This window comes from Streptomyces sp. NPDC090106, from assembly GCF_044747265.1.
GTDB lineage: Bacteria > Actinomycetota > Actinomycetes > Streptomycetales > Streptomycetaceae > Streptomyces.
The window spans coordinates 98,864-122,737 of the sequence record NZ_JBIVDS010000019.1 but is presented as its reverse complement, the minus strand read 5'-3'; the positions used below and the strand labels follow the sequence as shown (position 1 = coordinate 122,737).

Sequence of the window (23,874 nt, the reverse complement as noted above, 5' to 3'; positions counted from 1 at the left end):
GTACGTGTCGGACACCGCGCCCTGGCGCGGCGCGCTGCGCCCGGCACGCTCGTGGCTGCGCTCCGACGCCCCCGCCCGCTCGCTGAACGGGCCGTGGCGCTTCCGGCTGTCGCCCACGGCGGCCGTGGCCGAGGACTTCGCCGCCGACGGCTTCGACGACCAGGCCTGGGACAGCATCCCGGTGCCGTCGCACTGGGTGCTGGAGGGCGACGGGGCCTACGGCCGCCCCAGCTACACCAACATCCAGTTCCCGTTCCCCATCGACCCGCCGCACGTCCCCGACGAGAACCCCACCGGCGACTACCGCCGGCACTTCGAGGTGCCCGCCGACTGGGCGGACGCCGAGCGGATCGTGCTGCGCTTCGACGGCGTCGAGTCGCTGTTCCGGGTGTGGGTGAACGGCGTCGAGATCGGCGGCGCGAGCGGCAGCAGGCTGGCCCACGAGTTCGACGTGACGGCGGCGGTGCGCCCCGGTGACAACGTCGTCGCCGTGCGGGTGCACCAGTGGTCGGCGGCCAGCTATCTGGAGGACCAGGACCAGTGGTGGCTGCCCGGCATCTTCCGGGACGTGACGCTGCTGGCCCGCCCGGCCGGCGGCGTGGAGGACGTGTGGCTGCGCACCGGGTACGAGGACGGGCGCGGCCGGCTGGACCCGGAGGTCACCGCGGACGCGGCGGCGTTCCCGGTCACCCTGCGCATCCCGGAGCTCGGCGTCGAGCGGGTCTGGGCGACGGCGGCCGACGTGGCGCCCTTCGACATCGCCGAGGTGCTGCCCTGGTCGGCCGAGGAGCCCCGCCTGTACGAGGCGACCGTGTCGTCGGCCGCCGAGACCGTCACGGTGCGGATCGGGTTCCGCACGGTCGAGATACGCGGTGACCTGTTTCTCGTCAACGGGCGCCGGGTCGTCTTCCACGGCATGAACCGCCACGAGGCGCACCCCGAGCGGGGCCGGGTCTTCGACGAGGAGCACGCCCGCGAGGACCTGGCCCGGATGAAGCGGTTCAACGTGAACGCCATCCGCACCAGCCACTACCCGCCGCACCCCCGGCTGCTGGACCTCGCCGACGAGCTCGGCTTCTGGGTCGTCCTCGAATGCGACCTGGAGACCCACGGCTTCGACAAGGTCGGCTGGACCGGCAACCCGACCGACGACCCGGCCTGGCGCGCGGCCTGCCTGGACCGCGTCGAGCGCACCGTGGAACGGGACAAGAACCACCCGGGCATCGTGATGTGGTCGCTGGGCAACGAGGCCGGCACCGGCGCCAACCTCGCCGCCATGTCGGCGTGGGCGCACGCCCGCGACACCGGGCGTCCCGTGCACTACGAGGGCGACTACGCGGGCGAGTACACCGACGTCTACTCCCGGATGTACCCGATGGTCGCCGAGACCGAGCTGATCGGCGCGCACGGCCCCGACGGCCCGGACGTGCCGCTGCTCGGCTGCACGCCCGCGCAGAGCGCCCGGCAGCGCTCCAAGCCGTTCCTGCTGTGCGAGTACGCGCACGCGATGGGCAACGGGCCCGGCGCCCTGGACGACTACGAGGACCTGGTGCACCGCTACCCGCGCCTGCACGGCGGGTTCGTCTGGGAGTGGCGCGACCACGGCATCCTGACGCACACCCCGGACGGGACGCCGTACTTCGGGTACGGCGGGGACTTCGGGGAGGTCGTGCACGACGGCAACTTCGTGATGGACGGCATGGTGCTGAGCGACGACGTGCCGACGCCGGGCCTGTACGAGTACAAGGCGGTCGTGCAGCCCCTCCGCTTCGCGTTCGACGGCGACGAGCTCGCGGTCACCAACCTGCGGCACTCCGCCGACACCTCCGACCTGCGGTTCCGCTGGCGTCTCGAGCACGACGGCGACCTCGTGGACTCCGGGGACCTCCAGGTGCCCCAGGTCGCGGCGGGCGGGACGGTGCGGGTGGCGCTGCCGCCGGTCGCGGCGGCCCCGGACGCCGAGACCTGGCTGACCGTCGAGGCGGTGCTGGCGGCGGAGACCGCCTGGGCGCCGGAGGGCCACGAGATCGCGACCGCCCAGCTGGACCGCTCGGTACGGCGTCCCGTGCCCGCCGCCGGGTTCCGCGGCGGCTGGCGGGCGGGCGAGGGCACGCTGGCGCTCGGCATCGCCGAGTTCACCGGCGGCTCGCTGACCCGTCTCGCCGGGCGTGAGGTGAACGGCCCCCGGCTGGAGCTGTTCCGGGCGCCCACCGACAACGACGAGAGCCCGGCCGACCGGATCGAGGGCAGCGACCACTCCGTCGCCGGGGTGTCCAGCGCGGAGCTGTGGCGCCGGGAGGGCCTGGACCGGCTGGTCGCGCGGCGCGTCCTGGTGGAGGAGGCGACGGACGCGCTGCGGACCGTCGACCGGGTATCCGCGGCGGACTCCGGTCTGGCGGTGACCGTGGAGACGGTCTGGACGCTCCAGGACGGCGAGCTGGAACTGCGCGTCGAGATCGAGCCGTCCCGCGGCTGGAGCACGGTGTGGCCGCGGATCGGGGTGCGCTTCGAGCTGCCCGACGGGACGGCTCCCGTGGACGGCGCGGACTGGTTCGGCCTGGGCCCCTTCGAGTCCTACCCCGACAGTGTCCGCGCGGCCCGCACCGGCCGCTTCGCCTCGGGCATCGGGGACCTGTCGGTCGACTACGCGCGCCCCCAGGAGACCGGGCACCGCTCGCAGCTGCGGCGGCTGACCCTGACGAGCGCGGACACGGAGGTGCTGCGGATCACGGCGCTGCCGGACGCGCAGGGCCGCCGTCCCGGGTTCAGTCTCGGTCGGCACACCCCGCAGCAGATCGACCGGGCCGGGCACCCGCACGAGCTGCCGGAGTCCGCCACGAGTCATCTGATCATCGACGCGGCGCAGCACGGTCTGGGCTCCCGGGCCTGTGGTCCGGACGTACGGCCCGCGTTCTCCCTGCGGCCCGAGGCGCGCACGATCAGGCTGCGTCTGACGGCGGGCTGACCGACGGGTTCGGCGCGCACCGGGGCCCACCACGCTTCGGTGCGCGCCGAAGCGTCCCTGCCGCATGCTGGGACGCATGACCTCCAGGAACCCCCGGGCCGCCGGGCTGGCCCGGCTCGCGGGACTCGTCGCGGACGAGACGCGGGCCGCGTGTCTGCTGGCACTGCTGGACGGCCGTGCCTGGACGGCGACCGAGCTGGCCCGGCACGCCGGGGTCGCCGCGTCCACGCTGAGCGAGCATCTCGGCAAGCTGGTCGCGGGCGGGCTGCTGGCCGAGGAACGCCAGGGCCGCCACCGTTACGTGCGGCTCGCCGACGCGCGTGCCGCGCAGCTCGTCGAGGAGCTGTCCGCGCACCTCCCGCCGGACCCGCGACCGCGCACCCTGCGCGAGGCCGGCGCCGGTTCGGCGATGGCACGGGGCCGCACCTGCTACGACCATCTGGCCGGGCGGCTCGGCATCCTCATCACCGACTCCCTGACAGAACGCCGTCTCCTGCTCCAGGAGACCGGGTTCGCGCTCACCGACGCCGGGCTGCGCTGGTTCGAGGACCTGGGTGTCCCCCTGGACCGCAAGGGCCGCCGCCCGCTCGCCCGTGCCTGCCTGGACTGGACGGAGCGACGGCCGCACCTGGCGGGCGTGGCGGGTGCGGCGCTGTGCCGGCACGCGCTGGACGCCGGGTGGTGCGTGCGGATCGGCTCGGAGCGGGCGGTGAAGGTGACCGAGGCGGGCGAACGGGCCCTGGCGGAACACCTGGGCATCACGGCGACGGCTCTGCGCGCCCCACCGCACGGTCCGGAATCCGCGAGCCCCGCGCCGTGAACCTTCCTAGTCTCGGGAGCATGATGAACCTCCGCCGTAGCGACCTCACGGCTGTCGGCGCGGCCGGCGTCACCGTCGTCCTGTGGGCCTCCGCGTTCGTCTCCATCCGCAGCGCGGGCGCGTCGTACGCGCCGGGCGCCCTGGCCCTGGGGCGGCTGCTGTCGGCCGCCGTCGTCCTCGTCGCGCTGTGCGCGCTGCGGCGCGAGGGGCTGCCGCCGAGGGCCGCGTGGCCCGGCATCGCGGTCACCGGGCTGCTCTGGTTCGGGTTCTACATGGTGGCCCTGAACTGGGGCGAGCAGCGGGTGGACGCGGGGACGGCGGCGCTGGTCGTGAACGTCGGCCCGATCCTGATCGCGCTGCTGGGCGCGCGGTTCCTCAAGGACCCGCTGCCGCCGCGGCTGCTGGCGGGCATGGCGGTGTCGTTCGCGGGCGCGGTGACGGTGGGGCTGTCCATGTCGGGCGACGGCGGGTCCTCGGTGCTCGGCGTGGTGCTGTGCCTGCTCGCGGCGGTCGCCTACGCGGCGGCGGTCGTGGCGCAGAAGCCCGCGCTGGCCTCGGCGAGCGCGCTCCAGGTCACGACGTACGGGTGCCTGGTCGGTGCGGTGGTCTGCCTGCCGTTCGCCGGGCAACTGGCCGGCCAGGCGGCGGACGCGCCGCTGTCGGCGACCCTCAACATGGTCTACCTGGGCGTCTTCCCGACCGCCCTCGCCTTCACCACCTGGGCCTACGCCCTGGCCCGGACGACCGCGAGCCGTATGGGCGCGACGACGTACGCGGTGCCGGCCCTGGTCGTCCTCATGTCCTGGCTGGCCCTCGGCGAGGTGCCCGGCCCGCTCACCCTGGCGGGCGGGGCCCTGTGCCTGGCGGGCGTCGCGGTGTCCCGCTCGCGGGCGGCGGCGAGGCAAGCGCGGCCCGCGAAGGCGGCCGGTCCGGTGTGAGCCCGGACCGGCCGGAGCACCGTCCCGCGGTCAGAAGACGACCAGGGACCTGCCTCCCTTTCCGGCGCGCATGGCGTCGAAGGCGGCCGGGATGGCGTCGAGGGTGATGTGGTCGGTGATCAGGGTGCTCAGGTCGAGGCGGCCGGCGCGGATGTGGCCGGCGAGGACGGGGAGGTCGCGGGCGGGGTCGGAGTTGCCGTAGACACAGCCGGCCAGGGTGCGGCCCCAGTGGAAGATCTCCAGGGCGTTGAAGGTGACCTGCTGGTCCTTGCCGCCGATGCCGACGACCGTGGTGCGTCCGCCGCGGCGGGTGGAGTCCCAGGCGGCACGGATGGTGGCGGCGCGGCCGACGCACTCGACGGCGACGTCCACGCCCTGTTTGCCGGTGAGGCCGCGGATCTCCCGGGCGGTGGTGTCGGAGGCGACGACGTAGTCCGTGGCGCCCGCCGCGCGGGCCAGTTCCTCCTTCGCCGGGGAGACGTCGACCGCGACGATCGTCGAGGCGCCGGCGATCCGGGCCGCCTGGAGGGCCGCGAGGCCCACGCCCCCGACGCCGTGCACGGCGACCGTCTCGCCCTCGCGGACCTTGGCCGAGTGGTGGACGGCGCCGTACCCGGTGAGGACGGCGCAGCCGAGCAGGGCCGCGTCGGCGAGGGGCACGCCGTCCGGGGCGGGCAGGACGCAGGCCGCCGAAACGACCGTCTCCTCGGCGAACGCGCCCACGTTCAGACCGGGGTGGAGCTCGACGCCGTCGGCGGTGCGGGCGTGGACGTCGGCGGCGCTGGCGAGCGCGTTGGCGCACAGCCACACCTCGCCGAGCGCGCAGGCGTGGCAACGGCCGCAGGAGGGAGCCCAGTTGAGGACGACACCGTCCCCGGGGGCGACATGGCCGACCCCCTCGCCGACCGCCACGACCGTGCCCGCGCCCTCGTGGCCCAGGACCGCCGGGACCGGTACCCGCATGGTGCCGTCGGACAGGGACAGGTCGGAGTGACAGACACCCGCGGCGGCGAGCCGGACCCGGACGCGCCCCGGGCCGGGGTCGGGGAGGTCGATGTCGGTGATCTCCAGCGGGGCGCCGACGGCGGGAAGGACTGCTGCGCGAACCACGGACACGCTCCTCAGAACTGAAGGGACTTGGTCTGGAGGTACTCGGCGAGGCCCTGCGCGCCGAGCTCGCGGCCGACCCCGGACTGCTTGTAACCGCCGAAGGGGGCCAGGGGGTTGAAGCGTCCCCCGTTGATGTCGACCTGCCCGGTGTCCATCCGCCGGGCGAACGCCACCGCCTGCTCCTCGTCGCCCGCCCACACGGCACCGGCGAGGCCGTACACGGTGCCGTTGGCGATGCGCAGCGCGTCCTCCTCGTCCTCGTAGCGCAGGATCGACAGGACCGGGCCGAAGATCTCCTCCTGGGCGATGGTCATGTCGGGGGTGACGTCGGCGAAGACGGTCGGGGCGACGAAGTAGCCCTGTTCGCGCGGGGATCCGGGGCCGCCGGCGACCAGCCGCGCGCCCTGCTCCACGCCCCGCTCGATGTAACCGCGCACGCGGTCCCGCTGCTTGGCGTTGACGAGCGGGCCGATGCGGTCGCCGTACTTCGCGGCGGCGGCAGCGGCGAGCTCGACGGCCTCGTCGTACCGGTCGTGGTGGACCAGCATGCGGGTCCAGGCGCTGCACGTCTGGCCGGAGTTGGACATGACGTTGGCGACGCCGACGTTGACCGCCTTGGCGAGGTCGGCGCCGGGCAGGATGACGTTGGCGGACTTGCCGCCGAGTTCGAGGGCGACCCGCTTGACGGCGGCGCCCGCGGTCGCGCCGATGCGCCGGCCGACGGCGGTGGAGCCGGTGAAGGAGACCAGGTCGACGTCCGGGTGCTCGGCCAGGGCCTGGCCGGCGACCGGGCCGAGACCGGTGACGAGGTTGAAGACGCCCGCGGGGATCCCGGCCTCGTGGACCGCCTCGGCGAAGAGCTGGGCGACCAGCGGGGTGTCCTCGGCGGGCTTGAGGACCACCGTGCAGCCGGCGGCGAGCGCGGGGGCGACCTTGGCGACGATCTGGTGCAGCGGGTAGTTCCAGGGGGTGATGGCGCCGACCACCCCGACCGGCTCGTGGTGCACGGTCGAGTTGCCGACCTTCTCCTCGAAGGCGTACGTCGCCGCCAGCTCGGCGTAGGAGCCGGCGACCGCGATGGGCACGGCGGCGTGCACGTTCTCCGAGAACCTCAGGGGCGAGCCCAGTTCGGCGGTGACCGTCTCGGCGATCTCGTCCCGGCGGGCCAGCAGGACGTCCCGGAGGGCGGTCAGGCACTCGGCGCGCGCGGCGGGCGGGGTGGCGGCCCAGGCCGGGAGGGCGGCACGGGCGGCCCGTACGGCGATGTCGACGTCCAGCGCGGACCCGGCGGGGACCCGGCCGAGGACCTGCTCGTCGACCGGGTTCACGACGTCGATCGTGTCCCGGCCCTCGGCGGGCCGCCACGCTCCGTCGATGTACATGCCGTCGTGTGCCTTCATCGTGCGGTCCTCCCGGCGGGGGCTCTGGCGTGGTCGTCCGGCCCTCAAACTAGCGGTGATAGTTTTTATGCGCCAGGGGGACGGGACGACCCGTCGGACGGGTGCGGCGTCAGAAGTCGACCCGCGCCCGGTCGTCCACCCGCCCGACCGACTCCTGGCCGAACTCCTTCTCGTAGGCGCGCCGGATCTCCTCGATCTTCCTGTCGCTCGCCTTCGCCCGGCCCACCGGGTACAGCAGGATCAGCTCGTAGGACCGCTCCTTCTCGATGGTGCCGTTCGCGTCCCGCCACTGTCCGCGGCCGGTCTGCACGGTCAGGCCGTCGGGGAAGTCGGGGGTGACCTCCTCGTCGACGAACGTCATGAACTGCTCGTCGGTGACGGCCGGGCCGCCGTCGGGACGCTCGGTGCCGAAGAAGAGCTGGGTCTCGACGTACGGCTCACCGCGGAGCGGGGCCGCGGCGGACGGTGACGCGGACGCGGAGTCGCCGAGCGTGGCGTAGGCGGCCGGGGCTCCGACCGCCAGGACGAGGGCGGCGGTGGCGAGGACGGCGCGGGTGCGGCCGGCGAGCACGGGCATGGGTGACTCCCTTTTCTGCGAGGGGTGTTGGAGTGCTGGAGCAGTGATCACTCTCGCAGGGCCGGGCGCGCGGCCGGGGAAGAAACGCTGGCGGTGCCCGCTACTCCTCCAGGTCCGGCAGCCGGGCCGGGGCCGGACAGATGCGCTCGCCGTGCTGGTCGAAGACGAACAGATGGGCGAGGTCGACGAGGAGGGGGACCTGCATGCCCTGGCGGAGGTGGATGTCGGGGGTGGTACGGACGATCAGGTCGCCGGGGAGCCGGCCGTCCGGGGGCGCCGGTTCGGTGACCGTGTACGGCGGGTCGTCGAGGACCACGACGGGGCCGGCGCGCAAGGCGCCCGCGCGTTCCCGCAGCCGCCCCAGCACGCCGGGGCCCTCGCGGCGGCGGCGCCGGGCGGGGCGGCCGGCCGGGCGCGGGGCCTCCAGGTCGGGCACGACGGCGGGCCGGGAGCCGGTGTTGAAGTGGACGAGGACCTCGTGGCCCTGGAACTCGACGTGCTCCACCAGCCCGGTGAGCGCCATCTCGCCGCGCCGCGCGCTGGACGGCTTGGCGATCCGCACCGCCTCCGAGCGCAGGCCCACGATGACCTCACGGCCCTGCTGGACGCGGAGCAACTGGTGGTCCAGGGACAGGGGTTCGGGCAGCCGGAGGTACTGCTTGCCGAGGCTGATGGTCATCGCGCCGTCGAGCGGGGCGCGCACCAGGCCCTGGAGCAGGTTGATGCGCGGGGTGCCGATGAAGGCGGCGACGAAGACGTTGCGGGGCAGCGCGTACACCTCGCGCGGGCTGCCGACCTGCTGGAGCACGCCGCCGCGCAGCACGGCGACACGGTCGCCGAGCGACATGGCCTCGGCCTGGTCGTGCGTGACGTAGACCGTGGTGACGTCCAACTCGCGGGTGAGCGCGGCGATCTCGGCGCGCAGGTGGTTGCGGAGCTTGGCGTCGAGGTTGGAGAGGGGCTCGTCCATCAGGAAGGCGGAGGGGTGGCGGGCGATGGCCCGGCCCATGGCGACGCGCTGGCGTTCGCCGCCGGAGAGCTGGGCGGGGAAGCGGTCGAGGAGCTCCTCGATGCCGAGCATGCGGGCGGTGGCGTCGACGCGGGGGCGCGGGTCGGCGCCGGGGGCCTCGATGCGCAGCGGGAAGCCGATGTTGTCGCGGCTGGTCATGCTCGGGTACAGGGCGAAGTTCTGGAACACCATCGCCATGTCCCGGCCGGACGGCGGCAGATCGTTGGCGTACTCGCCGTCGAGGCGCAGTTCGCCCTCGTCGATCTCCTCCAGACCGGCGATCATCCTCAGCACGGTCGACTTGCCGCAGCCGGAGGGGCCGAGCAGGACGAGGAACTCGCCCGGCTGGATGGTCAGCGACAGCCGGTCCACGACACGGTTTCCGCGCGTGTAACTCTTGCTGACGTCGTGCAGGGAGATCGCGCGTGTCATGACGGGTGCCGGCCCCGATGCTCCGTGGTCGAAACGCCCCGCGCGGGACGCACGAGGCTTGTGAGTCACGGAAGTTAACGGAATGTGCGCGCCTGGGGGAAGAGGATGGGCGGGATCGGGCACCTCCGTCCACTGGGTGAGAAACCGGACGCCCAGATTCAGCCGGGGCACTCCGTGGGCTCACCGCTCCCCCTCAGCGCACACTCCGCTTGGCCCGGCGGACCCCCCGGGCCCGTTCCCCCGTCCCCTCGCTCTGTGCCGTGCGGTCCGGTGAGCGGAGCGCTGTGGCCGAGGAGAGCAGGAGCAGGGCGCCCAGCATCACGAAGGGGGCCGCCACTCCCGCGACGCCGGCGATCAGGCCCGCGGCGGCGGGGGCGGCGACCTGGCCGAGGCGGTTGCCGGTGAGGCGCAGCGCGAGGGCGGTGGAGCGGGCCCCGTCGGGTGCGGCCTGGACGACGGTCGTCATCGACAGGGGCTGCCCGACGCCGAGGCAGAAGCCGAGCGCGGCAAGGATGAGGGCGAGCCCCCACACCGGCACCGGCAGCGCGATCCCGGCGCACAGCACGGCCGCGAGCAGGCAGGTGACCGTCAGCAGCAGGGCGCGGCCCAGCAGCCGCAGCAGGGGCGTCAGGACCAGGCGGCAGGCGATCGTGGCCGCGGCCCGCAGGCTCAGGAGCAGTCCGATCACCGAGGGCGCGATGCCCCGGTGTTCGCCGACCACCGGCAGGTACGCGGTGAGGATGTCCGTCGCCGACAGCACCGCGAGGCTGATGAAGATGCCCGCCGGTACGCCCCGCGCGCGCAGGATGCGCTGCATCGGCACCCGGTCCCCGCGGTCGGGGCGGCGCGGGACCGCCGTACGGTCCTCGATGCGCCACAGCGAGGTGAACGCGACCGCGGCGCCCGCGCCCGCGACGACCAGGGCGAGCGCGCTGGTGCCGGCCATGTCGTGGCCGGTGATGAGCGCGCCCGCGGCGATGGGCCCGACGAGCTGGCCGAGGGAGGCGCCGATGGTGAAGTGGCCGAAGTTGCGGTCCTGTTCGTGCGGAGCGGACTGGCGGGCGACCAGCGACTGCGCGCCGATCACGAAGCAGAGGTGGCCGAGGCCCATCACCCCGCTCCAGACCGCCATCGTCCACAGGGAGCCGGCGAGGCCGCTGAGCGCGCAGCCGCCGGATATCAGGACCACGCCCAGCGGGAGCAGCGGGGCGCAGCGTCCGTGGTCGGTCCTGCGGCCGAGCGGGACCGCGGCGAACAGCGGGAGCAGGGCGTAGACACCGGCGATGACGCCGATCGCCGTCTCGTCCGCGCCCAGCGCGAGCGCCCGGTAGGAGACGGCGGGCCGGGCCATCGACACCGCCCCCTGCGCGAAGCTGAAGGCGATGACGAGGCGGAGCAGCCAGCCGCGGTTCCCACCGGGCGTCATGAGGTTCTCCTCGGGAGTTCGGAGGCGGAGCGGTCGAACCGACGAAACGGATCAGATGATTCCGTACAGCATTCCGGCCCCGAGGATCACCAGGCAGGTGAGGGCGGCCCACTTGACCACGAATTTCGTGTGGTCGCCGAACTCGACCTTGGCCATGCCGACCAGGACGTACACGGCGGGCACGAGCGGGCTCGACATGTGCAGCGGCTGGCCGACGAGCGAGGCGCGGGCCATCTCCAGCGGCGTGACCCCGTGCGCGGCACCGGCCTCGGCGAGGACGGGCAGGACACCGAAGTAGAAGCCGTCGTTGGACATGAAGTAGGTGAGCGGGAGGCTCAGCACGCCGGTGACCAGGGCCATGTGCGGGCCCATGCCCTCGGGGATGACGTCGACCATCCACGTGGCCATGTGGTCGACCATGCCGGTGCCCTGGAGGACGCCGGTGAAGACGGCGGCGGCGAAGACCATGCCGGAGACGTTCAGGACGTTGTCGGCGTGGGCGGCGAGCCGGGCCTTCTGGTCCGGGATGTGCGGGAAGTTGACGGTCAGGGCGAGCGCGGCACCGAGCAGGAACAGCACCGGGATCGGCAGCCACTCCATGATCATGGAGGTGAGCAGCGCGACGGTGAGCAGCGCGTTGAACCAGTACAGCTTCGGGCGCAGGGTGGGGCGGTCGGGGTCCAGGGCCTGGAAGCGCTCGTCCTGCTCCTCGGCGTCGGCACCGGAACCGGAGGCCGCGCCGGAGGCCGTGCCGGAACCGCCGCCGGGCGTCTGCGACGTGCCGCCGCCGGCGCCCACCAGCACGGTCTCCTTCTCCTCCACCAGCACCTCGTCCAGCGTCAGCACGCCGAGCCGCTTGCGCTCGCGCCGGCCCAGCACGTACGCGAGGACGAAGACGAAGGCGAGGCCGGTCAGGAGGGCCGGGATCATCGGGACGAAGATGTCGCTGGCGTCGAGCTTGAGCGCGGTGGCGGCGCGGGCGGTGGGGCCGCCCCAGGGCAGGGTGTTCATCACGCCGTTGGCCATGGCGGCGACACCGGTCATCACGACCAGGCTCATCTTCAGGCGCTTGTACAGCGGGTACATCGCCGAGACGGTGATCATGAAGGTGGTCGAGCCGTCGCCGTCGAGCGAGACGATCGCGGCGAGGACGGCGGTGCCGACCACGATCCGCAGCGGGTCGGCCTTGCAGAACCTCAGGATCCCTTTGACGATCGGGTCGAAGAGGCCGACGTCGATCATCACTCCGAAGTAGACGATCGCGAACATGAGCATCGCCGCGGTGGGGGCGAGGCTGGTGACGCCTTCGATGACGTAGTCACCGAGGTGGGCGCCCTTCCCGACGACGACGCAGAACAGCGCCGGGATCAGCACGAGCGCCGCGATCGGCGACATCTTCTTCAGCATGATCAGGACCAGGAAGGTCGCGATCATGGCGAAGCCGAGGATGGTCAGCATGTGTGGACACCTAACGTTCGCCCTTGAACTCCCACCAGGGCCGGCGGTGCGATGACGTTAGGTCGCGTCAAGCAGTGTTAACAAGACATTGACATGCGAGCAATAAGCGCAAAACTGCTGGTCACAGCTTTGCGCTGCTCACAGCGCCACGGTCGCGGCCAATTCCACGGGCACTCCGTTGAGAACGGCGTTGCCCGACAGGGGGTCCAGGAGGCTGCCGTCGAGGAGCTGGTTGACGTTGACGCCGGGGTCGGTCGCGGCATGGCTCAGCCGGGCGCCGGGACGGTCGTGGCCCCAGCCGTGCGGCAGGCTGACGACGCCGGTGCGCACGGAGTCGGTGACCTCCGCCTCGGTGACGACCTCGCCCCCGGCGCCCTTGACCCGCACGGGAGCCCCGTCGGCGATGCCGAGCCGTTCGGCGTCCTCGGGATGGATGTGCAGGGTGCAGCGGTTGGTGCCGCCGGTGAGGGCGGGGACGTTGTGCATCCAGCTGTTGTTGGAGCGCAGATGGCGGCGGCCGACGAGGACGAGCCCCTCGGCGCGGTGCCGCATCGCCTCCCGCAGCCGGGGCAGATCGTCGACGATCGGCTGCGGCAGCAGCTCGACGGTACCGCTGCGCGTCTTCAGCGGCTGCGGCAGCCGGGCGGTGAGCGGCCCGAGGTCGATGCCGTGCGGGTGGGCGAGCAGCCGCTCCAGGCTCAGCCCGTCCGGCCGGGCGCCGAACCCGTCGCCGTAGGGGCCGAGCCGCAGCATCAGGTCGAGCCGCCGCTCCGGTCCGCTCACCCCGGTGAGGAGCCCGGCCAGTTCGCCCGGGTCACGGCCGTACGCCGGTGAGTGGGCCTCCTTGACCGCCTTGCCGAGGGTCTGGCCGATGACCATGTCGTCGACGGCGGACGGGTCGGCGCCGTGCATGCCGGTGACGGCGATGATCAGCCGGGCCAGGATCTCCGTCTCGGCCATCCGGCCGGGCTCCAGCGGTACGGCGGGCCGGGTGTAGCGGACCTGGTTGCGCACGGCGAGGGTGTTGAACGCGAAGTCGTGGTGGGGGCTCTGCGAAGGCGGGGGCGGCGGCAGGACGACGGTGGCGTGCCGTGAGGTCTCGTTCAGGTAGGGGTCGACGCTGACCATGAAGTCGAGCGCGCCGAGCGCCTTGTCGAGCCGGTCGCCGTCGGGCACGGACAGCACGGGGTTGGCGGCGACGGTGATGACGGCCCGGATCGGCTCGCCCTCGGGGGTCGCGGTGTCGATCTCCTCGGCCAGCGCGGAGATCGGGAGTTCGCCCTTGGCCTCGGGGTGCCGGCCGACCCGGGAGTGCCAGCGGCCGAGGGCGAAGCCGTGGCTGGGTCCGGCGGGCCGGGGGGTGCGGTCGGTGGCGGCCTGCGGGAAGAGCGCGCCGCCGGGCCGGTCGAGGTTGCCGGTGAGGGCGTTGAGGACGTCGACCAGCCAGCTCGCGAGGGTGCCGTGCGGGACGGTGCAGCTGCCGATGCGGGCGTAGACGGCGGCGGTGGGCGCGGCGGCCAGCTCGCGGGCGAGGGTGCGGATGGTGGCCGCGTCGATGTCGCACGCGTCGGCGACGGCCTCCGGGGTGAAGTCCCGCAGTTCCTCGCGGAGTTCGTCGAGCCCGGTGAGCAGCGGTCCCAACGCGCCCGTGTCGACGAGGCCCTCCGCGAAGAGCACCTGGGCCATGGCGGCGAGCAGCAGCGCGTCCGCGCCGGGCCGGATGGCGAGATGCCGGTCGGCGAGCCGGGCGGTCCGGGTGCGGCGCGGGTCGATGACGGTGAGGGTGCCGCCGCGCGCCTTGAGGGCCTTGAGCTTGCCGGGGAAGTCGGGGGCGGTGCACAGACTGCCGTTGGACTCCAGCGGGTTGGCGCCGATCAGGAGCAGGTGGTCGGTGTGGTCGAGGTCGGGCACCGGGATGGCGTTGGCGTCCCCGAACAGCAGCCCGCTGGAGACGTGCTTGGGCATCTGGTCGACGGTGGAGGCGCTGAAGATGCTCCGGGTGCCGAGCCCGGCGAGCAGCACGGTCGGGTACAGGGCGCCGGCCATCGTGTGCACGTTGGGGTTGCCGAGCGCGACGCCCACGGCGTTCGGCCCGTACCGCTCGACGACCGGCCTGATACCGGCGGCGACCGCGTCGAACGCCTCCTCCCAGGTGGCCTCCCGCAGCTCGCCGTCCTGGCGCACGAGCGGTGCGCGCAGCCGGTCCGGGTCGGAGTCGACGGCCCCGAAGGACGCGCCCTTGGGGCAGATGAACCCCCGGCTGAACACGTCGTCGCGGTCTCCGCGCGCCCCGGTCACCCGGGTCCCCTCGATGGTGAGGGTCAGGCCGCAGGTGGCCTCGCACAGGGGGCAGATACGCAGAGCGGTGCGGGACACGGGTCCTCCCGGGGCAGCGGTGCCGGTCACCGCCGAGCATACCGACCGGTAGGCATGCCGGGGAGGGGCGACGGGGGTGCGGTCGGAAATCCGCCGGTCACCGGAGCGGAGCGACCCCCGGCCCCGGACCGCCGTTCAGTCCAGCACCCGCGCCAGATACGCCCGCAGCATCTGCCGCGCCTCCCCGATGATCCGCTCGTCCCCCTCGGGGGCCACGCGGAAGGCCAGGTGGACGAGGGTGTCGGCGGTCTCGACCGCGACGAGGAAGGTGCGGCGCAGGTCGTCGTCCGGCTCCCGGTCCAGGTAGCCGGAGAGGAGGTCGGTGAGGCGGTCGGCGACGCGGTGGTTGGGTTCGGAGCGGCGGGCGCCGACGGGTATCTGGTTGCCGAAGTCGACGAGGGAGAAGCCGGGCACGCTGCGCTTCATGGCGAGGTACTCGTCCAGGACGGCGTCCAGGGCGGACCGCCAGCCCCCGTCGGCCCGCTCCAGACGTCCGGCGACCTCGGTGCTGAAGCGTTCCAGGTTGCGCTGGGCGAGCGCGTCCGCCATCTGCCGTTTGTTGCCGAAGAAGCGGTAGACCGAGCCGATGGGGACCCCGGCCCGCTGGGCCACACCGCGGGTGCTCAGATCGTCGTAGCCGACCTCGTCGAGGAGTTCGGCGCAGGCGTCCAGGATCCTGGTCAGCCGTTCGGCACTGCGCCGCTGCACGGGCGCTCGGCGTAGCGATGTCGTGGGGGGCACGGGCTTCATGATGCCTTTCCGGCGGTCTCCGGTGAACCTCGCCCCCCGGTACGGAAATCGTTGGCCGGTGCACTCAGATTGTCGCCGTCCGAGACCGTGATGTCGGCCTCGCTCTCCACCGGGTCGCCGTCCACGACCCACACCGTGCCGTCGTCGGCGTGCAGCCGCACGGTGACCGTGTGGGTGCCGCGCGAGACCAGGTCGCCCGGGATGCGGCAGTCGGCGCTGCGCAGCCGCGAGACGAGGACGTCGTCGACGTACAGATAGGCGAGGCCGCGGCCCGCGACCGCCTTCTGGGTCGAACCGGGCGGGGTGAAGCGGAAGTTGGCGAGGGTGAGGCGGACGTCCCAGCTGTCGCCGGCCTCCGGCTGGACCTCGATGTCGACCTCGGGGGCGTTCTCCCCGGCGACCTCGCGGTAGTGCCGGCCCTCCTCGTCGGTGTCGTCGAGGACCTTGCCCACCGGTGAGGGCGACGCCATCGTCTCCGGCTTCGCGGGGTCGTCGGAGCCGCAGCTCGCGGTTCCGGCCAGCAGCAGGACACAGACCGCGAGCGCGCCCGGAAGTGCCCTCGTCCACGTCATGACCGGAGCGTAGAACGGACGTGCGGACGGCGGATCCCCCTGGAGTCGGGTTCTTCCTCCTCCCCGATGAGGAGGTCTTGCGCCGGAGCAACCGCAATCCTACGGTGTCCCATAGGAATCAGAGGTACGGATTCAGGACCGCAAGGGAGCGATCATGACCGGGGACCGGCGGAAGACGGCGGAAGGGCTGGCCTATCTGTCCGGCTTCGGCAACGAGCACAGCTCGGAGGCGGTGCCCGGCGCGCTCCCCGAGGGCCGCAACGCCCCGCAGCGCGCGCCGCTCGGTCTGTACGCCGAGCAGCTCAGCGGTTCCGCGTTCACCGAGCCCCGCGCCCACAACCGCCGCTCCTGGCTGTACCGGATCCGCCCCTCGGCCGCGCACCCGCCGTTCACGCACACCGTGAACGGCTGGATCCGCACCGCGCCCTTCACGGAGTCCGTCCCCGACCCCAACCGGCTGCGCTGGAACCCCCTGCCGGAACCGGCCGAGGGCACCGACTTCCTCGCCGGTCTGTGGACGCTGGGCGGCAACGGCGACGCGGCGCAGCGCACCGGCACGGCCGTGCACCTCTACCACGCGACCGCCTCCATGGACCGGGTGTTCAGCGACGCGGACGGCGAGCTGCTGATCGTCCCCGAGCGGGGCGGGCTCCTGCTGCACACCGAGTTCGGGCTGCTGCACGCGGAGCCGGGCCACGTGGCGCTGATCCCGCGCGGCGTGCGCTTCCGGGTCTCGCTGCTGGACGGCTCCGCGCGCGGCTACGTCTGCGAGAACTACGGCGCCCCCTTCCGTCTGCCCGACCTCGGCCCGATCGGCGCCAACGGCCTCGCGAACGCACGGGACTTCAAGGCTCCCGTCGCGGCCTACGAGGACGTGGAGGGCCCGGTGGAGGTGGTCAACAAGTTCTGCGGCAACCTCTGGACGGCCACCTACGACCACTCCCCCCTCGACGTCGTCGCCTGGCACGGCAACCACGTCCCCTACGTCTACGACCTGCGCCGCTTCAACGTGATCGGGTCCGTCTCCTACGACCATCCCGACCCGTCGATCTTCACGGTGCTGACGTCCCCCTCCGACACCCCGGGTCTGGCGGGCGTCGACTTCGTGGTGTTCGCGCCGCGCTGGCTGGTGGCCGAGGACACCTTCCGTCCGCCCTACTTCCACCGGAACGTGATGAGCGAGTACATGGGCCTGATCGAGGGCGCCTACGACGCCAAGGCGGAGGGCTTCGTGCCGGGCGGCGGCTCGCTGCACAACATGATGTCCGCGCACGGCCCCGACCGGGAGACCTTCGACCGGGCGAGCGCGGCCGAGCTGAAGCCGCAGAAGGTGGACGACGGACTGGCGTTCATGTTCGAGACCCGCTGGCCGATCGCCCTGACCGCGCACGCGGCCGGCGCCGACCACCTCCAACGGCACTACGACGACGTGTGGCAGGGCCTGGAACGCCACTTCCGGCCGGCCCCGTGAACGCGCCCGCTCCGTTGCACTGATCGCGTACGACCGGTACGGATAGCCCGTGACCTCCTTCGCCCCGGACTCGATCGTCCTGAACCGCAAGCTGCCGCTCTGGTACCAGGTCTCGCAGTCCCTGCGGGCCTCGATCCTCGGCCGCACGCCGCGCGATCCGCTCCGGCTGCCCACCGAGGAGCAGTTGGCGGGCCACTACGGCGTGAGCGTGCTGACCATGCGGCAGGCGCTGAAGGAGCTGGAGGACGAGGGGCTGATCACCCGCCACCGGCGCCGCGGCACCTTCATAGAGCCCGGCGCCCTGCGCACCGCGCCCGTGCGGCTGCTCGGCTCGGTCGACGCGATCGTCGCCCAGCAGTCGGGGATGGCGACGGAGCTGCTGGAGCGGGGCACGGGGCCGGTCCCGCCCGAACTCGCCGAGTACTTCCCGGACCTGGACGAGGTGGCGACGTACCACCGGCTGCGCGCCGACGAGAAGACGGGCGAGCCGACCAACCACGCCCGCAACTGGGTGCGTCCCGAACTCGCCGCCCGGATCGACCCGGGCGACCTGGCGCGCTGGCCGATGACCAAGGTGCTGCGGGACGCCGTCGGCGCGGACATCAGCCGCATCACGGACACCGTGGAGGCCCGGCTCGCGGACCCGGAGACGGCCCGGCTGCTCCAAGTGCCCCTGCTGAGCCCGATCCTGCACTACACGGGCGTCACCTACGACACACAGGGGCGCGTCCTGGACGTGGCGGTGATCAACTACCGGGGCGACCGCTTCTCCTTCACGGTGACGTTGGACGCCACCTGACCCCGCGATCCCGGGCAGGTCGTACGATGCCCAGCGTGACGCCCGACGACGCTCCGCTCCTCGCGGACCTCATGCCGTGGTCCGTCGCACCGCCGCGGCTGGGCCGGGGGTGGCCGGCGGGCCCCGACGCGGCATCCCTGAAAGCCCGGTGGGACGCGCTCGTCAAGGCCGAAGGACCCGACCGCGAGGCGCTGTTCGAGCCGACGCGCTCCCGCACCCTGCGGTCCGCGGTCGGTCAGCTCCCGGGCCGCGCGGCCGGCACGGAGAAACTGGTCCGGGCGGGCGGCCCCTGCGCGGAGCCGGTGCGTGTCCTGCACGCGCCGTTCGACGAGCAGTGGCTGATCCCCGACCACCGGCTGATCGACGCCGCCCGACCGGAGTTGTGGCGGGTCACCGGCCGACGGCAGGTGTTCGTGGTGGAGCTGGCGGACCGGCTGCTCGCCAGCTCGGTCCTGCCCCTGCTGCGCCCCGGCCGCGTCCGCCCCCTGTTCCGCCGTCCCGACGGCACGGAACCCAACCTCGCGCCGGGACTGCGGGATCACCTCGGCGCCCGGCTCGGCACCGTGCCCGACCCCCTGGACGTCCTGGCCTGGATCCTGTTCGCCGCCCGCGCCGACCTCACCGTCCCCCTCACCGGCGATCCCGGACTGTGGGCGCACGGCGTGGAGTCGGGGCACCGGACGCTCTGGCTCATGCGCCGCGACGGGGAACGTCCCAAACTGCCGGGCGGGCGGCGCCCCTACGTCCGCGCGCCGCTGCCGTCCCGCCCGCTAACCGTGCTGTACGACCGGGACGAGGAGACGCTGCTGCTGGACGAGGGCCGCGTCTCCCCGGTGCCGCCCCAGGCCTGGGACTTCGAGGTCGGCGGGGTGCGGGTCCTGGAGCAGTGGTTCGCCGAGCGGACGGCCGAGCCGGAGCCGGGAACGCTGGCGGCGATCCGCCCGGCGACCTGGCCCCAGAGCTGGACGTCGGAGCTGCTGGAGCTGATCACGGTCCTGGCGCTGCTGGCGGACGTGCCCGCCCTGGAGGACGAGCCGGCCTCCCGGATCACGGCTCGCGACCTGCGCGCGGCGGGCGTCCTGCCGGTCCCGAACGCGGCGAGGAGGCCGGCCTCGGTGCTCGATCACCACGAGGAGGGTCCGGAGGGCCAGCTGGGCCTGCTGTGACCGGCCCGGGCCGGTCGGCGGGGGCGCGGGAAGACGTGCCGTGCCCTCAGCGCCGCGGCGCCCTCAGCACCGCTCCGGATCGAACGCGTCGAGCACCCGCTCCAGCGCCCGCCGCAGCACGGCCGCCATGTCCACCGGCTCACCCGCCTGCTCCATGAACGCCGCCGCCAGCCGCGGGTAGGCACCGGTCGCGACCTGGCCGCCGAGGTAGGCCATCCGGACCGCGTTCTCCTCCTCCTCGGACCACGGCACGGCCCGGGTCCGCTCGGCGGTGGCGATCTCGTTGCCGGTGTGGGCCGACACGACGCCCGTGAGCAGGGCGATCAGCTCCGTCTTGTCGCGGTAGGGCAGGTCGAGCGGTTCCAGACAGGCCAGGCAGTGCTCCAGATACCGCAGGGTGCTGGGGCTGAAGCCGTGGACACCGGCCATCAGCCGGGGCACCCAGGTGTGCCGGAGCATGATGGCGCGGGTCTCCTGCGCGTTGCGGAGCATGTCGGCGCGCCAGTCGCCGCTGGGTTCGGCGATCTCGTGCTCGGCGCCGACCGCGTCGAGCATCAGCTCGTGCAGGTCCTCCTTGCGGGGGACGTAGTTGTACAGCGACATGGTGCCGCAGCCCAGCTCGCCCGCCACGTGCCGCATCGACACCGCGTCCAGCCCGCCCGCGTCGGCGAGCCGGACGGCCGCCGCCGCGATGTCGGCGCGGGTGTACGCCGGTCTCGGCCCCCGGCCCGCCCGCTCGGGGCGCGCCCAGATCACTTCGGGTACGGCCGCTCGGCCCGCCATGGATCATCACCTCGGCCACCATCGTAGTTACGTACGGCGTACGTAGTGCGCTATGGTCGCGGCATGACTTCTACGTACGCTGTACTTAGTGAAGGTCTGGGGAAGCGGTTCGGCGGGGTGCACGCGCTGCGCGAGCTGGATCTCGCGGTGCCCCGGGGCACGGTCTGCGGGGTCCTCGGGCCCAACGGGGCGGGCAAGACGACCGCGGTCCGGCTGCTGACGACCCTGCTGCGCCCGGACTCCGGGTCGGCGCGGATCGCCGGCCACGACCTGGTGCGCGAGGCCGCGGTCGTCCGGCGTGTCATCGGCGTGACCGGGCAGTACGCGTCGGTCGACGGGGATCTGACCGGACGGCAGAACCTGCGGCTGTTCGCCCGGCTGCACCGGATGCGGGACCCGGCCGAGCGGGCCGCCGAACTGCTGGACCGCTTCGGGCTGACCGAGGCCGCCGACCGGCCCGCGTCGACCTGGTCGGGCGGGATGCGGCGCCGTCTCGACCTGGCGGCGAGCCTGGTCAGACGGCCCGAGGTGCTCTTCCTCGACGAACCCACCACCGGCCTCGACCCGGCGAGCCGGAACGCCGTGTGGGACGCCGTCCGCGACCTGAGGCAGGACGGCACGACGGTCCTGCTGACCACCCAGTACCTGGAGGAGGCCGACCGGCTCGCCGACGACATCGCGCTCGTCGACCGCGGCCGGGTGGCCCACACGGGTTCGCCCGCGCACCTCAAGGCGGTCATCGGGACCTACGTCGAGGTGGTCGTCGCGGACCCGGGCGCCCTGACGCGGGCGGCGGGCGTGCTCGACCGGCTGACCGGGGGCGAGCCGGCGTTCGACCGGTCCCGTGACGCGGTCGGCGCCCTCACCCGGGACACCACTCTCACGCTCCCCCGGCTGGTGCGCGAACTGGACGCCGCCGGAGTGCCGTTGATGGACGCGAGCCTGCGCCCGCCCACCCTCGACGACGTGTTCCTCAGGCTGACGAGCGGGACGGAGGTCGCCGCGTGAACACGCTCACCCTCGGCGGAACGGCCATGCTGGGACGCCAGTTGCTGCGGGTCCGCAACAACCCGGCGCTGGTGATCCTCACCCAGACCATGCCGATCACGATGCTGCTCTTCTTCGGTTACGTCCTCGGCAGCGCGCTGGCCGTGCCGGGCGCCGAGTACCGGTCCTTCCTCGTACCGGGGCTGCTGGTGGCGACCGCGGCCAACGGGATCATGACGGGGATGTTCCAGGCCGCCCAGGACGTCCACCGGGGCGTGACGGACCGGCTGCGCACCCTGCCGGTCGGCCGGGCCGCCGTACCGCTCGGACAGGCGGTCGCGGACGTGCTCGTCACCGCCGTGGGCACGGTGCCGTTCCTGCTGGCCGGGCTCGCGGTGGGGTGGCGGATCGAGGGGTCCTGGCCCGAAGCCGCGGGCGCCGTCGGGCTGTTGCTGCTGTTCCGGTTCGCCTGCGCCTGGGCCGGGATCTGGCTCGGGCTGCTCACCCGCAGCGAGGAGGCGGCCGGTCAGCTCAGCAGCGCCACGTTCATGCTGCCGCTGCTGTCCAACGCCTACATCCCGACCGGCGATCTGCCCGGCTGGCTGCGCACCCTCGCCGAGTGGAACCCGATCAGCGCGCTCACCACGGCCCTGCGGGACCTGTTCGGCAACGCCCCCGTCCCCACGGAGGCGGCCTGGCCGGTGGCACACCCGGTCGCCGGGTCGCTGGCCTGGTGCGCGGTGCTGCTCGCGGTGTGCGTACCGCTCGCCGTGCGTCGGTACGCGCACGGGGAACGGTGACGTCGGCGCGTCAACAGGCGGGTACGACAACGCCGTTACGCGCGGTGAGGCGTGTGGCGCGCGGGGAGGCGCACACACGGGAAGGGGGCCGGGGAGAGACATCCGCGCAGGGCGGACACACCGGACGGTGCTGCATGCCGTGGGGATGACGGACTACTGAGCGCAGCACCTTGCCGGACCGGTGTGGCCGCCCGAGCGCGGATCGTGAGCTGTGGAGCGGATGAGGCTCAGTGCCCGCCGAACAGCGATCGACGCAGTCGGCGCAGCGGTGCGAAGAGCGAGACCCTGCGGACCCGCTGCCCCTGGTCGCTCTGCTTGCGCACGGGCTCACGGGCGGTCAGCTCACGCATCAGCGTGGTCGCCTCGGCCGTCTTCTGCTGGGGCACGGCAGGGCCCGACAGCACCGAGAGATGGCGGTCGAGGCGCGAACTGGTCGCGCTGCTCCCGCACGTGATGGCAGGAACCCTCGCCCTGCGCACTGTTATCTGTTCCATGTCACTCCCCACCCGTACGAGTCCACCCGGCCCGGGCAGGGTAACCCTATCGCCCCCAGGGGGCACTCGTGTATCGAGGTCACAGGATTCACCTTCCCCGTAAGGGTGTTGACGACGCCTCTTTGATTACTCTCCGAATCCAACCGATTTCAGGGCGAGTTGGACAACCGGCTGGCTGGTGGGCTGTACTGAGCCCCCGTCGGGCTCGACGGTTACAGCGAGTGACGTCGACGACTTGTCGAGACCGGCCGCCACCAAGGGCGTGTCGGCGTCGAAGAGCCCGAGGGAGCGCGGTTGCGCGCCGGGGCGCATGAGCCACAACTGGTTCACGCTGTCCGCGGGAATGTCGTCGTATCCGCTCAGGGTGACCACCGCGCTGCCCTCCGACGCGGAGGCGATCACGCCGATGCTTCGGCCCTCGGCGTCCTTCCCGGTGCTCGCACGCGCGTCCGGAGCTGCGAGAACGTGGGCGATCTCACTCGCCCGGTCCCGCGCGGCGTTCAGTTCCTCCTGCGTCTTGTTCGCCTGCACGGCGAAGAGCGAGGCGACGACGAGCGCGGCGGCGGCCGTGGCGGTGGCGAAGGGCACGAACAGCGGACGGCGCTCGCGGGGCGCACGGACGCGTGCCGGGGGCTGCTGTGTGCCCCAGACGTGCGGCGGCAGTTGCGGCTCGCGCCGGCGCGCGGTCCCGGGCGCCTGTTCCTGCGGGGTGGCACGGACCGCGGCCAGGACCCGGTCGCGCATCGCGGCCGGGGCCGGGGCGGCCGTCGACCAGGCGAGCCGGACGGCGTCCTCGGACAAGGTGCGCACCTCCGCGGCGCAGACCGGACAGCCCTTCAAGTGCTTCTCGAAGCGGGCCCGTTCGGCGGGCTCCAGCGCGTCCAGGGCATAGGGGGCGGCCAGCGAGTGGGGGTTCTCGCGGCCCAGCATGCGGCCGAGAAGACTCATGCCACACCTCCCAGGCACTCGCGCAGCCGGGTCAGCCCGTCGCGCATCCGCGTCTTGACGGTGCCCAGCGGCAGCGACAGCCGCTCGGCCACCTCACGGTAGGTGTACCCGTCGTAGTAGGCGAGGGTGACGGACTGGCGCTGGAGGTCGGTGAGCCGTTCCAGGCAGCGCCGCACCCACTCGCGTTCGAGTCCGGCCTCGACCTCCTCGGTCACCTGGTCGAAGGCGGGGTGGTGGGACCTGCGGGCGACCCGCTGCTCCCGTTCGCCGGCCGCGCGGGCGCTGCGCACCCGGTCGACGGCGCGGCGGTGGGCGAGCGTGAGGACCCAGGACAGGGCACTGCCCCGGGCGGGGTCGAACCGGGCGGCGGAGCGCCAGAGTTCGAGGAGGACCTCCTGGGCCACCTCCTCGGACTGCGCCGGATCGCGCACGACCCGGCGCACCAGACCGAACACCGGTCCCGACACCAGTCCGTACAGCTCCTCGAACGCCTTCTGGTCACCGCCGGCGACGAGCACCAGCAGTTCGTCCGCTTCCAAGTCGCTTCCCCCTCCCGCGAAGCCGCATCTGGGCCTTCCCGCCCCACGAGGTAT

21 protein-coding genes are annotated in these 23,874 nt (G+C 73.2%); 8 read left to right on the top strand and 13 right to left on the bottom strand.

Features of this window, described 5'->3' with window-relative positions; all coding sequences use genetic code 11:
- Positions 1-4 precede the first annotated feature (4 nt).
- The 3 genes from ACIPSE_RS42155 (at position 5) to ACIPSE_RS42145 (ending at position 4,723) form a co-directional block, all read left to right on the top strand.
- On the top strand, positions 5-2,965 hold the full coding sequence (locus ACIPSE_RS42155) for a glycoside hydrolase family 2 TIM barrel-domain containing protein (protein WP_401674277.1): 2,961 nt from the start codon (positions 5-7) through the stop codon (positions 2,963-2,965).
- 64 nt (positions 2,966-3,029) lie between these two features.
- Entirely contained in the window at positions 3,030-3,785 is a 756-nt protein-coding gene (locus tag ACIPSE_RS42150) for an ArsR/SmtB family transcription factor (protein ID WP_401674188.1), read from the top strand.
- A gap of 23 nt (positions 3,786-3,808) precedes the next feature.
- Positions 3,809-4,723: a DMT family transporter gene (locus ACIPSE_RS42145; RefSeq protein WP_401674275.1), complete on the top strand. Its 915-nt coding sequence runs from the start codon at positions 3,809-3,811 to the stop codon at positions 4,721-4,723.
- A 30-nt stretch (positions 4,724-4,753) separates the two neighbouring features.
- On the opposite strand, the gene ACIPSE_RS42140 is transcribed toward ACIPSE_RS42145, so the two are convergent.
- From ACIPSE_RS42140 to ACIPSE_RS42100, 9 genes are all read right to left on the bottom strand, one after another.
- The gene (locus tag ACIPSE_RS42140) at positions 4,754-5,833 is read right to left on the bottom strand and encodes a Zn-dependent alcohol dehydrogenase (RefSeq protein ID WP_401674186.1); all 1,080 of its coding nucleotides are present in this window, start codon (positions 5,831-5,833) and stop codon (positions 4,754-4,756) included.
- Positions 5,834-5,844: 11 nt separating this feature from the next.
- A complete protein-coding gene (locus tag ACIPSE_RS42135; protein WP_401674183.1) occupies positions 5,845-7,233 on the bottom strand; it encodes an aldehyde dehydrogenase family protein in 1,389 nt (462 codons plus the stop codon).
- Between the two features lie 109 nt (positions 7,234-7,342).
- Positions 7,343-7,810: a DUF3574 domain-containing protein gene (locus tag ACIPSE_RS42130; RefSeq protein ID WP_401674181.1), complete on the bottom strand. Its 468-nt coding sequence runs from the start codon at positions 7,808-7,810 to the stop codon at positions 7,343-7,345.
- Positions 7,811-7,910: 100 nt separating this feature from the next.
- A complete protein-coding gene (locus ACIPSE_RS42125) occupies positions 7,911-9,251 on the bottom strand; it encodes an ABC transporter ATP-binding protein (protein WP_401674179.1) in 1,341 nt (446 codons plus the stop codon).
- 193 nt (positions 9,252-9,444) lie between these two features.
- On the bottom strand, positions 9,445-10,677 hold the full coding sequence (locus ACIPSE_RS42120) for an MFS transporter (protein WP_401674176.1): 1,233 nt from the start codon (positions 10,675-10,677) through the stop codon (positions 9,445-9,447).
- Between the two features lie 51 nt (positions 10,678-10,728).
- Complete coding sequence (locus tag ACIPSE_RS42115) at positions 10,729-12,135, bottom strand: CitMHS family transporter (protein WP_401674173.1); 1,407 nt, start codon at positions 12,133-12,135, stop codon at positions 10,729-10,731.
- 138 nt (positions 12,136-12,273) lie between these two features.
- Complete coding sequence (locus tag ACIPSE_RS42110) at positions 12,274-14,511, bottom strand: molybdopterin oxidoreductase family protein (RefSeq protein WP_401674170.1); 2,238 nt, start codon at positions 14,509-14,511, stop codon at positions 12,274-12,276.
- A gap of 135 nt (positions 14,512-14,646) precedes the next feature.
- Positions 14,647-15,261 carry a TetR family transcriptional regulator gene (locus ACIPSE_RS42105; RefSeq protein ID WP_401674167.1) on the bottom strand — a complete coding sequence of 205 codons (615 nt, stop codon included), beginning with the start codon at positions 15,259-15,261 and terminating at the stop codon, positions 14,647-14,649.
- Positions 15,258-15,833 (bottom strand): hypothetical protein, encoded by a 576-nt coding sequence (locus ACIPSE_RS42100; RefSeq protein ID WP_401674165.1) that lies wholly within the window; start codon positions 15,831-15,833, stop codon positions 15,258-15,260. The genes ACIPSE_RS42105 and ACIPSE_RS42100 overlap by 4 nt, the downstream gene beginning before the upstream one ends.
- A gap of 154 nt (positions 15,834-15,987) precedes the next feature.
- Between ACIPSE_RS42100 and hmgA the strand changes: the two genes are divergently transcribed.
- Genes hmgA through ACIPSE_RS42085 form a run of 3 tightly spaced genes read left to right on the top strand, consistent with a single transcriptional unit; the run spans position 15,988 to position 19,269 of the window.
- A complete protein-coding gene (gene hmgA / locus ACIPSE_RS42095) occupies positions 15,988-17,304 on the top strand; it encodes a homogentisate 1,2-dioxygenase (RefSeq protein ID WP_401674162.1) in 1,317 nt (438 codons plus the stop codon).
- A 49-nt stretch (positions 17,305-17,353) separates the two neighbouring features.
- Complete coding sequence (locus tag ACIPSE_RS42090; RefSeq protein WP_401674160.1) at positions 17,354-18,103, top strand: GntR family transcriptional regulator; 750 nt, start codon at positions 17,354-17,356, stop codon at positions 18,101-18,103.
- A 26-nt stretch (positions 18,104-18,129) separates the two neighbouring features.
- Entirely contained in the window at positions 18,130-19,269 is a 1,140-nt protein-coding gene (locus ACIPSE_RS42085; protein WP_401674158.1) for a type ISP restriction/modification enzyme, read from the top strand.
- A 63-nt stretch (positions 19,270-19,332) separates the two neighbouring features.
- Here the strand turns inward: ACIPSE_RS42085 and ACIPSE_RS42080 are convergent, their stop codons facing one another.
- The gene (locus ACIPSE_RS42080) at positions 19,333-20,052 is read right to left on the bottom strand and encodes a TetR/AcrR family transcriptional regulator (protein WP_401674155.1); all 720 of its coding nucleotides are present in this window, start codon (positions 20,050-20,052) and stop codon (positions 19,333-19,335) included.
- A 63-nt stretch (positions 20,053-20,115) separates the two neighbouring features.
- Between ACIPSE_RS42080 and ACIPSE_RS42075 the strand changes: the two genes are divergently transcribed.
- Positions 20,116-21,060, top strand: a complete 945-nt coding sequence (locus ACIPSE_RS42075; RefSeq protein ID WP_401674152.1) for an ATP-binding cassette domain-containing protein — start codon at positions 20,116-20,118, stop codon at positions 21,058-21,060.
- A 26-nt stretch (positions 21,061-21,086) separates the two neighbouring features.
- Positions 21,087-21,839 carry an ABC transporter permease gene (locus ACIPSE_RS42070; RefSeq protein WP_401674273.1) on the top strand — a complete coding sequence of 251 codons (753 nt, stop codon included), beginning with the start codon at positions 21,087-21,089 and terminating at the stop codon, positions 21,837-21,839.
- A gap of 227 nt (positions 21,840-22,066) precedes the next feature.
- Here ACIPSE_RS42070 and ACIPSE_RS42065 read toward each other — a convergent pair whose 3' ends face one another.
- The 3 genes from ACIPSE_RS42065 to ACIPSE_RS42055 form a co-directional block, all read right to left on the bottom strand.
- Complete coding sequence (locus ACIPSE_RS42065) at positions 22,067-22,333, bottom strand: hypothetical protein (protein WP_401674150.1); 267 nt, start codon at positions 22,331-22,333, stop codon at positions 22,067-22,069.
- A gap of 126 nt (positions 22,334-22,459) precedes the next feature.
- Entirely contained in the window at positions 22,460-23,281 is an 822-nt protein-coding gene (locus ACIPSE_RS42060) for an anti-sigma factor domain-containing protein (RefSeq protein ID WP_401674148.1), read from the bottom strand.
- Complete coding sequence (locus ACIPSE_RS42055; protein ID WP_401674145.1) at positions 23,278-23,820, bottom strand: sigma-70 family RNA polymerase sigma factor; 543 nt, start codon at positions 23,818-23,820, stop codon at positions 23,278-23,280. The genes ACIPSE_RS42060 and ACIPSE_RS42055 overlap by 4 nt, the downstream gene beginning before the upstream one ends.
- Positions 23,821-23,874 lie beyond the last annotated feature (54 nt).